Here is a 14,265-nt window from a genome sequence, read left to right as displayed (position 1 = left end):
GGGGGAAGGATTCAGCACAGCCGGGCTCCCGGCGCATCCAGCGGCGACACCCAGGCGTCGCTGTCGAAACCGGCGGCGGCAAATGCAGCCTGCACCGGTGCAGCGGCGGCACGGGCCTGGTCGGCGTCTTCGAACCAGGCAAATACACTGGGGCCGGCACCGGAGATACCTGCGCCCATCGCCTGCGCCGACAGCGCCGCGTCGCGGGCGGCCTCGAAGCCGCCGATCAGGCCAGCGCGGCGCGGCTCCACCAGCACATCGCGCAGCCCCGCGCGGACCAGCCCGGCGTCGCTGCGATGGCAGCCGGCAAGCACCAGCGCCAGGTTCGCGCTCTGTGCCACGAATTCAGCCAGCGCATAGCTGCCCTGCAGGGCCTGGCGCGCAAGCCGGGTTTCCAGCACTGCGTGCGGATGCACCAGCAGGCTGTGCCAGGCGGCCGGCACCGGAATCGGCAGCAGGCGGTCCGCCGTGCACAGCGCCAGCCCGCCCAGCAGCAACGGCCCCACGTTGTCGCCGTGGCGCCCGCCACTGGCCACGGCTTCGCCGTCCAGCGCAAACGGGTACAGCGCCTCGCGTGGCAGCGGCACATCGAGCAGCGCATTGGCGGCCACCAGTGCAGCAACGCACGACGCTGCCGAGCCGCCCATGCCGGAGCCGAACGGAATGCCCTTGTCGATCTCCACCGCGAAACCGAACTCCAGGCCCAGCCCGGCGCGCAGCGACATCAACGCTGCGCCGGCGGTGTTCCCAGCCGCATCCAGCGGCAGCGCGACGGCGCTGCCACGGATCGCGTCGATGCGCACCCGCGGCTCATCGAGACGGCGCACGCTTACGGTATCGCCGACACCGGCAAGCGCATGGCCAAGAATGTCGAAGCCGACCGCCACGTTGGCCACCGAGGCGGGCGCGAACGCACGTGCGATCACAGGCGTGCTCCTTCGCCAGCGGCCACCCGCAGCAGGTCCGCGAACACGCCCGCCGCCGTGACTTCCGGCCCCGCGCCCGGCCCCTGCACCACCAGCGGATTGTCGCAGTAGCGACGGGTACGGAACTGGACCACGTTGTCGGTCAGCCGCAGGTTGGCGAAGGCGTGGTCGGCCGGCAGTTCCTGCAGGCCCACCGAGGCACCGTCCGCACCGAGCCGAGCCACATAGCGCAGTACCGCGCCGCGCGCCCGCGCCTCCTGCAGGCGCTGCAGCAGGCTGGCGTCGGACTCGCCCAGCCGCGCCATGAAGTCGTCCACGCCGCCGTCGCGCAGCAGCGCCGGCACCAGGCTTTCCACCTGCACCTGCTCCAGGCTGAGCGCGTGGCCGGCCTCGCGGGCAAGGATGACCAGCTTGCGCGCCACGTCCACGCCGGACAGGTCATCGCGCGGGTCCGGCTCGGTGTAGCCCATCGAACGCGCCTGCGCGACCAGCGCGGAGAACGGCTGGCTGCCATCGAAACGGTTGAACAGCCAGGCCAGCGTGCCGGAGAAGATGCCTTCGATGGCCAGTACCTCGTCGCCGGTATCGACCAGGTCGCGCAGCGTGGTGATCACCGGCAGGCCCGCGCCCACCGTGGCCTCGTAGCGGAACCGCGCACCACTGGCCGCCGCCGCGGCGCGGATGCGCTGATAACGCGGCAGCGGGCCGGCGCCAGCCTGCTTGTTCGGAGTGACCACGTGGATGCCGGCTGCCAGCCAGCCCTCATAGCGCTCAGCCACCTCGGCACTGCCACTGCAGTCGATCACCACCGCATGCGGCAGGTGCGCGGCCAACAGGTGTTCGGTGAAGCGATCCAGATCGCTGGGCTCACCCGCCTGCTGCAGGGCATCGCGCCAGTCCGCATGCAGGCCATCCGCCTCCAGCCGCATGCGCGAACGCGAGGCCAGGGCGCGCAGGCGCAGGTCGACGTTGGCCTTGGCCAGCAGCTGCGGACGGGCGGCCAGCAGCTGGTCCAGCAGCGCGGCGCCGACATTGCCCGGCCCGATCACCCCCACCGCGAAGGTCTGCGGCGACAGCCAGAAACCCGCATGCGCGGCGCGCAGCGCACGGGTGGCATCGGCACTGTCCACGGCCACGGAGATGTTGCGCTCGGACGAGCCCTGCGCGATCGCCAGGATGTTCACCTGCGCACGCCCCAGCGCTTCGAACAGGCGCGCGGCCACGCCCGGCTGGCCGGCCATGCCATCGCCGACCGCCGCCAGCACGCTCACACCGTCACTGACCTGCACGCGCTGCACCTGGCCCACCGACAGCTCGTGGGCGAACGCGTGCAGCAGGGCCTCGCGGCCGCGGCCGGCTTCGGCAGCGCGTACCACGCAGCAGATCGAATGCTCCGACGAACCCTGCGAGATCATCACCACCGATACCTGCGCCTGGCGCAGCGCGGCGAATACGCGCTCGGCGGTACCGGGCACGCCGATCAGGCCGGTGCCCTCCAGGTTCAACAGGGACAGCCCGGGGCTCAGGGTCAGGCCCTTCACCGGCCCACGCGGCGAGCGTTCTGCACTGATGCGCGTTCCCGGGTGCGCCGGCTGGAAGGTGTTGCGGATGAAGATCGGCAGGCCGAGGCGGATGGCCGGCGACATCGTCTGCGGGTGCACCACCTTTGCGCCGAAGTAGGCCAGTTCGCAGGCCTCGTCGTAGCTCAGCGATTCCAGCTGCACGGCTTCGGGCACCAGCCGCGGATCGGCTGACAGCACGCCGTCGACGTCGGTCCAGATGTGCAGTTCATCGGCATTGAACAGCGCGGCGAAGATCGCTCCGGAGTAGTCACTGCCATTGCGGCCCAGGGTGGTGATGCGGTCATCGCGGTCGCGCGCGACGAAGCCGGTGGCCACCAGCCGCGACTGCGGATGCTGCAGGCGCCACCTGGCGAGCCGGTCAGCACTGGCCTCCCAATCGACATCCACGCCGAGTTCGCCATGCCCGACCACCAGCACATCGCGGGCATCGAGCACGGCACAGTCTTCGCCCAGGGCACGCAGGTGGCTGCCGAGCAGCTGTGCGGAAAACACTTCGCCCAGGCCCTGCACGCGGTCGAGCACTTCGCGCGGCAGCTCGCCGATCACCGCCAGCGCCGCCAGCACTTCGGCCAGCTGATCGAAGCGGGCGTCGATCCATTCGACCGTCTCGCCGACCTGCTCGCCCAGCAGCGCCACGGCGGCGCCGCGATGGCGCGCACGCAGGGCATGCCACGCCTCGCGCCAACCTTCGTCGCCCTTGGCCGCCAGCTGCGCCAGATCGATCAGCGCGTCAGTGACGCCCTTCATCGCCGAGACGACAGTGACCTGCAGCGGTTCGGGGCGGGCCAGCAGCAGGCCGGCAACATGGCGATAGCGTTCGGCATCGGCCACCGAGGTGCCGCCGAACTTGTGCACGACAGTGGACGGCGCAGCCAGATCGGCCGGGGCAACGGGATGGGCGGGGGCGTGGGAAGACATGCAGACCTCGGCAGGAGGCCCCGTCGCATGCAGGTGTCGAGTTTCCCCGCCACCTGGATGGTGCGGGGCCGTGGTTTTCGGGAGTTACACGAAGACGACGGGCCGCACCAGGGCAGTGGTGACGGTGGTGGTGGTAATGGTGGTGGTGGCGACCGGCGCAGTCGAACGGCCCGCAGTGGCGGGGGCGATCAGGCTGGCGTGGGCGGCATCAAGGACCATGGCGCACAGAAAACACTGCGCATGGGCCTGCTGTCAAGTGTTGCACCGCAAAAGACCGCTGCCGCGATCATCGGCCAACGTGCGCGCATTTGGTTGCAACTGAGACCAAGCGCGCATCAGCACGCTTGTCGACCGGATTCAGCCGGCATGTTCGGCGATCGCCCGCGGCGTGCGGTGGGCATGCGCGCACAGCATCACGCCGGCCACCAGGAACACGATCGCCAGTGCTTCCAGCAGCGACGGCCAACGCTGTTGCCAGGCGAAGGCATACAGCAGCGCGAACAGCGTTTCGAACACGATCATCTGCCCGGTCAGGGTCAATGGCAGCAGGCGGCTGGCACGGTTCCAGAACGCGTTGCCGAGGATCGAGGCCACCACTGCCACGCCGGCGCTGATCGCCCAGAAGCCACCCCACTGCGCCGCCGTGTGGTCGCCAGGGCCGATGAAGGCCATCGGCACCAGCAGCAGCGCCAGGCCACCGGTGGTGACGCCGGTCAGCAGCGACCAGTCATGGCTGGACAGATCCGGCCTGCGCGCCAGCCAGCGGCTGTTGCCGATCGAGTACAGCGCCCACGAGAACAGCGCGCCGAACGCGCACAGCAGTCCGACCACGCGCTGGCGCCACGGCGTGGCCAGATGCTCGGACATCAGCGACTCCCAGCCGACCAGAGCGACCCCCAGAACGCACAGGCCCAGCGCCGGCAGCAGCTGCTTCAGCGGCACGGCCCCCTGCTCGCGCACGCCGACCAGCGTGACCACCACCGGGATCAGGCCAACGATCAGCGATGCCGCAGCGCCACCGGCCCACTGCACGGCCGTGGCCAGCAGCAGGAAGTACACCAGGTTGCCGGCCAGGCTCAGCCACAGCAGGCCGGACCATTCGGCCCGGCCCAGCCGTGGCGCCAGCCGCCTCCAGCGCGGCAGCAGCAGCGCGACGGCAATCAGGCCGTAGACCAGATAACGGCCAGCCGACAGCTGCAGCGCATTGAACGACTGCAGCACGGCGGGAGCCAGAAAGACCACGCCCCACAGCGCGCCGGCGGCAATGCCGTTGGCGATGCCCAGGGCCATCGGGTTGTTGCGCATTCGGATACTTCGGGGGAGAGAACAGGCCACGCAGTGTATGCGTTGCACAGCGGGCGCTCTTGACCGAGGCTACTGCCCTGCCCGGCTGTGCGCGTGCGGAGTCGCCTCGACTCGGGAGCCGGGCATGGGCCCGGCTCCACAGGTCAGGTGGCGCCCCTTCGCCACGCAGAGGGGGTCTGGCCACATTCGCGGCGCAGCGCACGGGTCAATGCGCTCTGCTCGGAATAGCCTGCGGCCAGTGCGATATCACTGATCGGCGCGGCGCTGGTGCGCAGCTGATGCTTGGCCCAGCGCAACCGGCACGCACTGAGCCATGCCTGCGGACCGAGCCCGAATTCCCGCTGGAACAGCGCATGCAAGCGACTCTCGCTGACACCGACGAAGCCGGCCATGCGCGCCACCGGCCACGCCTGCCCGGGGTCGGCCTGCACCGCCGCGCACAGGCCCTGCATGCGCGCGCCACTACCGGCGGGCGCAAACACCTGCAGCAACTGCGGCAGCAGGGGCGGCAACGGTTGGCCCGCACGCACCTGCGCCAGGCACTGGCGCAACGCCAGCGGCAGGTGCAGCCAGCGCTGGCGGGACAGGTGTTCCTGGGTTGCGTCATCCAGCACGCCGGGGGGGCAGTCGACAATCACGAAACCGTTGGGACCGTCTGCCATCTGGTCGTGCGCTTCGCCCGCTGCAACGAACGCGCCCTGCAGCAGGTCCAAGCGCCCCCCGCGCCCCTCCATCTCGAACTGCAGCTCGCCCTGCAGCGGCAACACCCACTGCGCATAGTCGTGGCGATCCAGGCCGGTGGCCTGGCCGTACTGCCGCAGGTGGAAGATCGCGCCCATGCGGCGAGTGTGCGCGTGCCGGGATATCCCTGCAACGGCGCGCCTCCACACGCGATGGCTCCCGCGATCGGTGGCGGGTCGTGCCTGACCGGGCGCCGGACTAACCGTCCACGCCCAGGAAGGTGAACGGTGCACTGGGCACGAACTGGCCCAGCGCATTGCCGGAATAGGTGTTGCGCTGGTCCGGGCCGAGATCGAGCTTGAGCACCTTGCCGCCGAAATCCACCTTGTTGAGGTCGACCCAGAACGTGTTCGGGGTCAATGCCGATTCGAAGAAGTACAAGCGCCGCTTGTGGTCGGCCACGGTACGCCAGCGCGTGGAGGAGATGTTCGGCTCGCCCGGCGTGGTAATGCCGTAGGGCACCGATGTATTGCGGATCACGCTGAACACGCTGGCCAGCGCCACCACCGGGTCTTCGGACTTGGGAATGGCGTTGATGTAGAACGAAGCCCGCGCGAAGCGATCGGCCGAGCGGTTGGTGCCGGGCAGCATCACGGTGCCGCCGATCTGCTGCCAGTAGCTGTTGAGCGCCAGCTGCTGTTCGAAGATCGGCGAATTGGTCATCACCTGGTAACGGCGGTCATGGTGGATCACCTGGCGGCCACCGATGTATTCGACGATGGCGCTGTCGCCTGTGGCATCGGACAGCGACAGGTGCAGCGTCGCCTGGCGGTCTTCGCCCGGCACTTTGTCGGTGACGATCGAGTACGGCTCACGCTCCAACGCCGCCACCGCCTCGCCAACGGTCGCAAAGTTGTCGAGCACGTACTGCGCCCAGAGCGAAATGGCCAGTCCGGGCTTGTTGCCACGCTGCTTCGGATACTCCGATTCGACCAGCCACAGCAGGTTGGCCACCAGGCCCTTTTCGTTCATGCCGTCGGTGGTCGACACGTCGTAGCCGGTGGCCACGACCGAGCCATAGCGCGCCGTCCAGGCCAGCGACTTCGGGCCAGCCTGGCCGGTGCGCGCGATGCCGCGTGGCAGCACATAGAGGTTGGTCGCCACATCGACTTTCCAGTCCATCGAACGCGCGGTGATCACATCGCCGTTGTCGCCCAGGTACACCGCCCGCGTGCAGGCCAGCGCCGGTGCGACCGCGGCAGCCAGTGCGACCGCCAGCATTGCCCTGCCCGTCCACTTCATCCGTACCATGTCGTTGCACTCCTTTCCCCGTGATCGGTGGATCTCACCCCATGCAGGGTGACACAGCAGTGAAGCCTCATCGAAGGAGGCGATCGTGCAGCCAGAAACCTGCCAGCATCGCCGGCACGAACCACAGGGCTTCGTGGGCGCCGACCGCCAGGCCCGCGATGGCCGGCCCCGGGCAGTAGCCCGCCCAGCCCCAGCCGATCCCGAACAGCGCCGCGCCCAGCAGCAGCCGCCCATCAATGCCACGGGCAGTGGGCAGCTGGAAACGCTCCGCGCACAGCGGTTGCGCACGGCGCAGCACCGCGCGCTGCCCGACTGCACTGACCAGCACCGCCGACGCCAATACCCAAGCCAGAGTCGGATCGAACTGCCCGGCCACATCGAGGAAACCGAGAATGCGGCGTGGATCGGTCATCCCGGCCAGCGCCAATCCCGCGCCGAACAGCATCCCTGCGCCACCGGCAGCCCAGGTCGTGCGGCTCACCGGAGGCCTCAGCCGTGGCGAATGAGGAACGTGGTCAGCATGGCGCAGGCCATGAACACCAGCACCGCCAGCACCGAGCGCTTCGAGCCCCGCGCCATGCCGCATACCCCGTGCCCACTGGTGCAGCCATTGCCCAGCCGCGTGCCAACGCCCACCAGCACACCGGCGCCGACCAGTTGCCAGGCGGGTAGCGCGTCGCGCAGCATCGCCCGCGGCGCCTCCCCGGGCGGTGCCTGCCACCACAGCACGGCTGCGGCGGCGGCCGCCAGGCCGAGCAGGAACGCCCAGCGCCAGGCGCGTTCCTCCGGTTCCGCACGCAGGCTGCCGGCGGCGATGCCGCTGACGCCCGCCACGCGCCCGGTGGTGACCAGCAACAGCACCGCGGCGGCCCCGATCATCGCCCCGCCCGCCACAGCGGCCCATGGCAGGTTCATGTCCGGCCTCCGCGCATTGCATCCATCGACTTGCCTTTTTATTTAGCTTTTTCTAAATTAGCGTCTTCTAAACAAAAAGGTCAACCATGCCGCGCACCGCGCTCGACAGTGCCGCAATGGCAAAGCATGCCGCGCAGGCCGCCGCCCTGCTCAAGAGCCTGGCCCATCCGGCCCGGCTGCGTGTGCTGTGCCGCCTGGTTGAGGGGGAAGCGCCGGTGCCCGAACTGCAGGCGCTGACCGGATTGAGCGCATCGGCGCTCTCGCAGCATCTGGCCGTGCTGCGCGAACTGGGCATCGTGGCGACCCGGCGCGAAGCACAGGCCATGCACTACCGCATGATCGAAGGGCCCGCACTGGGCGTGCTGCACGCACTGCACGCCGCATACTGCGGTAGCGGCACCTCGCGCTGACGCTCAGCCCGCGTGCAGCACCGGCTGCACGACGTTGTCCAGCAGGTCCAGCGGCGTCGGCACGGCGCGATCGCCGTGCAGGGTACGGCTGAAGCCCGACCAGTCGCCGGATGAAAGCCGCCGCAACAGCGCCTCGTCCACCGGCAACGCGCGCATCGACCAGTACGGAAACTGGCGCTGGCCCAGGCGGCCACGCGCCAGTTCAATGATGTCGACATGGCTGCCGGCCTGGAGGATGCGCTCGTACACCGACGCAATGCCATCCGGCGGCCCTTCGATGTACTGCAGGAAGTGCCCGCCATCGTGCAGCAGCACCCCGGTCACGCCGGCCATCTTGTTGAAGCGGGCCGCATCGTCAACCACCGCCTGCAGCCGTTCAGCGGAAAGATCCGCCCGCGCCTGGCTGACGTAGGCGATCGCGCGCAATGGCATGGTGCTTCCTTGGCAGTGGATGCAGCCACGGTAGCAGTTGCGGACGAGTCCGTCTCAGATCCACCGCAGGCTTGCTGAAGGATTCAGGTTGCGGCCGCCGCCGTCCCGTCACAGCGCCGCGGCAACATCGCCTCGAACACCACCAGACCGGCTTCGTTGCGCGCGCCGATGCGGCCACCGTGGGCGCGGACGAACTGGTCGACGATGTACAGCCCCAGGCCCAGGCCATTGCTGGGATGGAAACTGGCCTTGAACGGCTCGAACAGGCGTGGCAGCAGCGCGTCATCGATCCGGCCTGCGTTGCTGACCCGCAGCAGCACAGTGCGCGGGTCACGACCGTCCACCTCCACCCTCGCCTCGCTGCCATGGGTGAGCGCGTTGCCGACCAGGTTCGCAGCGACCTGGCCCAGCCGATCCAGGTCGCCCTGCAGGCGGGTATCGCCCAGCGTGTCGAGATGGATCCGCGCATGGCCGTGCGCACTGCCGGCCTCGGCCACCACCGCACGGGTCACCTCGGCAAGGTCGCAGGCACTGGCCTGCAGGCGCAGGCCGCCGCTGCGGATCCGCGAAAAGTCCAGCAGCTGCTCGACCATCCGCGCCATGCGCAGCGTGCTGGCCTCCAGGTGTTTCAGGGTCTGCTGCGCGCCGCTGTTGTCCTGCGGAAGCTCCAGCGACAGCTTGTCGGCGCACAGCAGGATCGCCGACAGCGGCGTGCGCAGATCGTGGGTGAGCACGGCCGCCATCGTCTCGTTGAGCTTGAGCGAGCGTTCCAGCGCCTCGTTGCGCGCCTTCAGCAGCTGGCGCTGCTGGTAGAGCTCGATGAAGACGTTGACCTTGCTCAGGATCACCTGCGGTGCCACCGGCTTGTGCAGGAAGTCGACCGCGCCGGTTTCGTAGCCCTTGAACGCACGCACCGGGTCATCCGGCGAGGCCGTCAGGAAGATGATCGGCACATCGCGGCTGCGGTGCGAGCCGCGCATCAGTTCGGCCAGGGTGAAGCCGTCGATCTCCGGCATGTGCACGTCCAGCAACGCCAGCGCCACCTCATGTTCCAGCAGCAACTCCAGCGCCTGCGCGCCCGAGCCGGCCAGCAGCAGGTTCACGCCCTCGCGCTGCAGCAGCGCCTGCATGGCCACCAGGTTCTGCGGCACGTCATCGACGATCAGCAGGTTGACCGGGGTCTGCGACTGCGCAGGGTCCGGTGGCAGCAGGTTCATGCAAACAACTCCTTCAGGCGACGGCACATCAGATCAAGGGGCAGCACGGCGTCGGCGCCGGCATGCTGCAGGGCGGCGGCCGGCATCATCGATGCCTCGGCCTCCTGGGGACATTGCAGCCAGGCGCGGCCACCGGCAGCGCGCACCGCGGCGACGCCTTCACTGCCGTCGCTGCTGGCGCCGGTGAGCAGCAGGGCCAGCACCTGGTCGCCGAACACGGCCGCTGCCGATTCGAACAGCGGATCGATGGCCGGACGCGAGAACAGCACCGGCGCATCGACCGACAGCGCCAGCGAGCGGGCATCTTCCACCAGCAGGTGGTAATCCGGCGGCGCAAAGGTGACCGTGCCGCGCTGCAGCGGCTGCTTGTCCTCGGCCTCGCGCACCGGCAGCGCGCAGTAGGGCGCCAGCACGTCGGCGATGCGGCTGCTGCGGTCGCGTGGCAGGTGCAGCACCGCCAGCACCGGCGCCGGCAGTGCCGCGGGCAACGCACCGAGCACGACCTGCAGGGCCGCGACGCCCCCGGCCGAAGCGCCGATCACCAGCACGGCCGGGCGTGTCGTCGTGGCCATCAGGCCACCTTCCGGTACAGGCGATGCTCGCGCGAACAGACCTCGAACGCATCATGGTGGCAGCCGAACTGCAGCGACTCCTTGCTGCCGAGGCCGAGGAAGCCGCGGTGCACCAGCGCTTCGCGGAACAGGCCCACCGCACGGTCCTGCAGGTCGCGGTTGAAATAGATCAGCACGTTGCGGCACGACACCAGGTGCACTTCGGAGAACACGGTGTCGGTGGCCAGGCTGTGGTCGGCAAACACCACGTTGCGGCGCAGCTGTCGATCCAGCACGGCACCATCGTAGGCCGTGGCGTAATAGTCCGACAGCGACGCGGTGCCGCCCGCCGCCAGATAGTTGCGGCTGAACTGGGCCATCCGGTCGATGCCATAGGCCCCGGCTTCCGCCGTGGCCAGCGCCGCCGGATTGATGTCGGTGGCGTAGACGATGCTGCGCTCGAGCAGGCCTTCCTCGTGCAGCAGGATCGCCAGCGACCAGACTTCTTCGCCCGTGCTGCAACCGGCTACCCACAGCTTCACCGACGGATAGGTGCGCAGCACCGGCACCACCTGTTCGCGCAGCTCACGGAAATAGGCCGGGTCACGGAACATCTCCGACACCTGCACGGTGAAGAACTGCATCGCCTGCGCGAACAGGTCCGGCTCGTGCAGCAGGCGATGCTGCAGGTCAACCAGCCGCTCGCACTCATAGCGCTGCATGGCCTGGCGGATGCGCCGGCGCAGCGACGACACCGCATAACTGCGGAAATCGTAGTGGTAGCGCTGGTACAACGCTTCCAGCAGGACCTTCAGTTCCAGGTCGAACAGGGCCTGCTCGTTCATTGCCGCGAGCACCAGACCCGGCACAGCGACACCAGCTTGTCGACGTCGATGGGCTTGGCGATGTAGTCGTTGGCACCGGCCTGCAGGCAGCGCTCACGGTCGTCCGGCATGGCCTTGGCGGTCAGCGCGATGATCGGCAGGTCCTGCAGATGGCGCTGCGCGCGGATCTCGCGCATTGCCGCCAGGCCATCCTTCTCCGGCATCATGATGTCCATCAGCACCAGGTCGACCTCGCGCTCGGCCAGCCGATCCACCGCCTCCTGGCCATTGCGCGCGATCTCCAGCGTCACACCGAGCGGTTCGAGCACGCTGGACAGGGCGAAGATGTTGCGCACGTCGTCCTCGGCCAGCAGCACCGTGCGGCCGTCGAGCACGGTGTCGCGGCGGCGCGCCTCGCGCAGCAGGCGCTGCTGGTCGGTTGGCAGGCTGGCCTCCACGCTGTGCAGGAACAGGGTCACTTCATCCAGCAGGCGTTCGGGCGAGCGCGCACCCTTGATGATGATGCTCTTGGAATAGCGGCGCAGGCGCTGCTCTTCCTCGCGGCTGAGCGCGCGACCGGTGTAGACGATCACCGGCGGGAAACCGACGTCATCGTTGCCGGCCATGTGTTCGAGCAGGTCGTAACCGCTGCCGTCGGGCAGCGACAGGTCCATCACCATGCAGTCGAACGTGACCGTGCTGAGCTGTTCCAGTGCACCGGCCAGGGTGCCCACCGCGACGATCTGCAGCTGGTCGCGGCCCAGCAGCAGTTCCAGGTTGCGGCGCAGCTCGCTGTCGTCCTCGACGATCAGCAGGCGCCGCACGTCGCGCTGGCTGGTCTGTTCCAGCTGCTCGATGGCCGTCACCAGCCGCTCGCGCGTGGTCGGCTTGATCGCAAAACCGATCGCGCCCAGCTCGCGCGCCACCTGGCTGCGGTCCGTTGCCGAGACCACATGCACCGGGATGTGCCGGGTGTCAGGGTTGCGCTTCAGGCGCTCCAGCACGCTCAGGCCCGACACGTCCGGCAGGCCGATATCGAGCAGGATGCCGTTCGGACGCAGTTCGATGGCCAGCGCCAGCGCCTCTTCCGCCGTGCCCGCCACCACGCAGTCGAAGTCCAGTTCATGGGCCAGGGCCACCAGTGCTTCGGCGAACGTGGCATCGTCCTCGACCGCGAGGATCAGGCGCCCGGCGCGCTGGCGGCGGCCGCGGTCATCGGCCACGCCGGCGGACGCGGTGACCGGCGCTGCCGCAGTGGCAGCGCGCACGGGTGCCGCCGGCAGCACGGCCGGTGTCCGTGCCGGCGCCGGCACTGCCACGGGGGCCTCGGCAGCCTCGGCTGCGCTCGCCGCCGGGGCGCCCTGCAAGGGCAGCTCCAGGATGAAGCAGCTGCCGCGCCCGGGCTCGCTGTCGACCTGGATGTAGCCGCCCATGCGCTCGGCCAGATCGCGCGAGATCGACAGGCCCAGGCCGGTACCGCCGTAGCGACGGCGGGTGCTGCCATCGGCCTGGCGGAAGGCCTCAAAGATGACGTCCAGCTGCTCGCGGGCGATGCCGATGCCGGTATCGCACACCTCGAACCGGATACGGCCGTTGCCGGCCGCACGCACGTGCAGGCTGACCTTTCCGTGCTCGGTGAACTTCACCGCGTTGGCCAGCAGGTTCTTCAGGATCTGCTGCAGCCGCTGGCTGTCGACCACCAGCTGGCTCGGTGCCAGCGCATCGGCTTCGATCTGCAGGGCCAGGCCCTTCTGCCGCGCCATCGGCTCGAAGGTCTCGCGCAGGCGCTGCAGCGCGCTGTCGACCACCACCACTTCATCGGACAGTTCGACATGGCCGGCCTCGATGCGCGACAGGTCGAGGATGTCGTTGATCAGTGCCAGCAGGTCGTTGTTGGACGAGAGGATCGCACGGGCGTACTTCACCTGTTCCTCGGTGAGCGTGCCGTCCTTGTTGTCGGCCAGCAGCTTGGCCAGGATCAGCGAGCTGTTCAGCGGCGTGCGCAGCTCGTGCGACATGTTGGCCAGGAACTCGGACTTGTAACGTGACGTCGCGGCCAGTTCGTTGCTGTTGCGCACCAGCTGGCTCTGCGCGACCAGCAGTGCCTGCTTCTGCGCCTCCAGCTCGTGGGTGCGCTCTTCCAGCTGCACGTTGCTCTGTTCCAGCTCGGCCTGCTGTTCTTCCAGGTGGCTCTGCGACTGCAGCAGGCTGCGGCTCTGCTCTTCCAGTTCCTCGTTGGCCACGCGCAGCTCTTCCTGCTGGGCCTGCAGCTCCTCGCCCTGGCGCTGCGACTCTTCCAGCAGTACCACCAGCTGCGCACGCAGCAGCGATGCGCGCAGCGCCATGCCGATGGTCTCGGCACAGCGCTCCAGCAGCTCGCGATCCAGCTCACGCAGCTCGCCGACCCGGGCGCGACCCAGTTCGATGATGCCGACCACCGCGCCATCGCTGCTGAGCGGCGCCAGGATGCGCTCGCGCACCGGCAGCCGGCCCAGACTGGTCTGCAGTTCAAGCACGGCGGCATCGTCACCGTGCAGGTGGCGGATGCGTTCATCACGCGCGACCTGCCCGGCCAGCCCCTCGTGCAGGGCCAGCGAGGCCGGCGCCCCCGAAGGCAGCGCCATGCCCCCGGTCAGCTGCAGCCGCCCGCCTTCCAGGCGGTAGACCGCAGCGACCTCGGCGCCCAGCTGCCCGGCCACGCTCGTTGCTGCGGCCTCGGCGATCTGCTCCGGCCCCAGGTCACCGCGAAGGCTGATCGCCACCGCGTTCTCGGCCTCCTGCAACCAGAGCGCGCGCATGGCCTGGCGGCGCGCCTGGATCGCGCGCGAGACGATCAGCGCGATCATCATGAAGGCGAAACCGCCAATGGTCCGGTTGACGAACGAAAACGCCGAGTTGGAACTGGCGGGCGCGACGTTGAAACCAATGACCAGCAGGATGCAGGACAGCACGGCCACCACGAATGGCGCCCGCGCGCTGCGCTGGAACACCGTGACGCCAACGGCCAGGAAGTAGGCCAGCCAGACGGCATAGCCCAGCGGTACGACCAGTTCCAGCGAAATGGTCGCGGCCAGCAGCACAGCGGACGTCATCCAGATCCAGCGGTCACGCGTAGTCGCACCAGGACGCATGCAGGTCGGTTCCAGAAGGCAAGGGGTGGAAGATGGTACTCCGTGTCGCATTCAGCCGCAC

13 protein-coding genes are annotated in these 14,265 nt (G+C 69.0%); 1 reads left to right on the top strand and 12 read right to left on the bottom strand.

What is annotated here, in order from left to right:
* Nucleotides 1-11: 11 nt before the first annotated feature.
* From AC5P9C_RS12115 to AC5P9C_RS12085, 7 genes are all read right to left on the bottom strand, one after another.
* Complete coding sequence (locus AC5P9C_RS12115) at nucleotides 12-926, bottom strand: homoserine kinase (RefSeq protein WP_049471309.1); 915 nt, start codon at nucleotides 924-926, stop codon at nucleotides 12-14.
* Complete coding sequence (gene thrA / locus AC5P9C_RS12110; RefSeq protein ID WP_049471307.1) at nucleotides 923-3,427, bottom strand: bifunctional aspartate kinase/homoserine dehydrogenase I; 2,505 nt, start codon at nucleotides 3,425-3,427, stop codon at nucleotides 923-925. Before thrA ends, AC5P9C_RS12115 begins: the two co-directional genes overlap by 4 nt.
* Nucleotides 3,428-3,784: 357 nt before the next feature.
* Nucleotides 3,785-4,732, bottom strand: coding sequence for a DMT family transporter (locus tag AC5P9C_RS12105; protein WP_150826528.1), 948 nt, complete (start codon nucleotides 4,730-4,732; stop codon nucleotides 3,785-3,787).
* A gap of 143 nt (nucleotides 4,733-4,875) precedes the next feature.
* Nucleotides 4,876-5,571, bottom strand: coding sequence for a helix-turn-helix transcriptional regulator (locus AC5P9C_RS12100; protein ID WP_130768156.1), 696 nt, complete (start codon nucleotides 5,569-5,571; stop codon nucleotides 4,876-4,878).
* A 100-nt stretch (nucleotides 5,572-5,671) separates the two neighbouring features.
* Nucleotides 5,672-6,724 carry a linear amide C-N hydrolase gene (locus AC5P9C_RS12095; RefSeq protein ID WP_064238347.1) on the bottom strand — a complete coding sequence of 351 codons (1,053 nt, stop codon included), beginning with the start codon at nucleotides 6,722-6,724 and terminating at the stop codon, nucleotides 5,672-5,674.
* A gap of 67 nt (nucleotides 6,725-6,791) precedes the next feature.
* Nucleotides 6,792-7,205 carry a DUF6691 family protein gene (locus AC5P9C_RS12090; RefSeq protein WP_103282998.1) on the bottom strand — a complete coding sequence of 138 codons (414 nt, stop codon included), beginning with the start codon at nucleotides 7,203-7,205 and terminating at the stop codon, nucleotides 6,792-6,794.
* A gap of 8 nt (nucleotides 7,206-7,213) precedes the next feature.
* A complete protein-coding gene (locus tag AC5P9C_RS12085; RefSeq protein ID WP_329854379.1) occupies nucleotides 7,214-7,639 on the bottom strand; it encodes a YeeE/YedE family protein in 426 nt (141 codons plus the stop codon).
* Nucleotides 7,640-7,725: 86 nt separating this feature from the next.
* Between AC5P9C_RS12085 and AC5P9C_RS12080 the strand changes: the two genes are divergently transcribed.
* Entirely contained in the window at nucleotides 7,726-8,049 is a 324-nt protein-coding gene (locus AC5P9C_RS12080) for an ArsR/SmtB family transcription factor (RefSeq protein ID WP_329849794.1), read from the top strand.
* Nucleotides 8,050-8,052: 3 nt separating this feature from the next.
* Here the strand turns inward: AC5P9C_RS12080 and AC5P9C_RS12075 are convergent, their stop codons facing one another.
* The 5 genes from AC5P9C_RS12075 to AC5P9C_RS12055 form a co-directional block, all read right to left on the bottom strand.
* Nucleotides 8,053-8,481, bottom strand: coding sequence for a BLUF domain-containing protein (locus AC5P9C_RS12075; RefSeq protein ID WP_053462792.1), 429 nt, complete (start codon nucleotides 8,479-8,481; stop codon nucleotides 8,053-8,055).
* Between the two features lie 83 nt (nucleotides 8,482-8,564).
* Nucleotides 8,565-9,698: a hybrid sensor histidine kinase/response regulator gene (locus AC5P9C_RS12070; protein WP_150826526.1), complete on the bottom strand. Its 1,134-nt coding sequence runs from the start codon at nucleotides 9,696-9,698 to the stop codon at nucleotides 8,565-8,567.
* Entirely contained in the window at nucleotides 9,695-10,270 is a 576-nt protein-coding gene (locus AC5P9C_RS12065) for a chemotaxis protein CheB (RefSeq protein ID WP_343541475.1), read from the bottom strand. The genes AC5P9C_RS12070 and AC5P9C_RS12065 overlap by 4 nt, the downstream gene beginning before the upstream one ends.
* The gene (locus tag AC5P9C_RS12060) at nucleotides 10,270-11,094 is read right to left on the bottom strand and encodes a CheR family methyltransferase (protein WP_049471292.1); all 825 of its coding nucleotides are present in this window, start codon (nucleotides 11,092-11,094) and stop codon (nucleotides 10,270-10,272) included. The genes AC5P9C_RS12065 and AC5P9C_RS12060 overlap by 1 nt, the downstream gene beginning before the upstream one ends.
* Nucleotides 11,091-14,204 carry a response regulator gene (locus AC5P9C_RS12055; protein ID WP_414615080.1) on the bottom strand — a complete coding sequence of 1,038 codons (3,114 nt, stop codon included), beginning with the start codon at nucleotides 14,202-14,204 and terminating at the stop codon, nucleotides 11,091-11,093. The genes AC5P9C_RS12060 and AC5P9C_RS12055 overlap by 4 nt, the downstream gene beginning before the upstream one ends.
* Nucleotides 14,205-14,265: the final 61 nt, after the last annotated feature.

The sequence above is a fragment of the Stenotrophomonas sp. YJH_SMC_10 genome (assembly GCF_059371555.1).
Note: the sequence above shows the minus strand (reverse complement) of the source record. Positions and strands in the feature narration are given on the sequence as shown.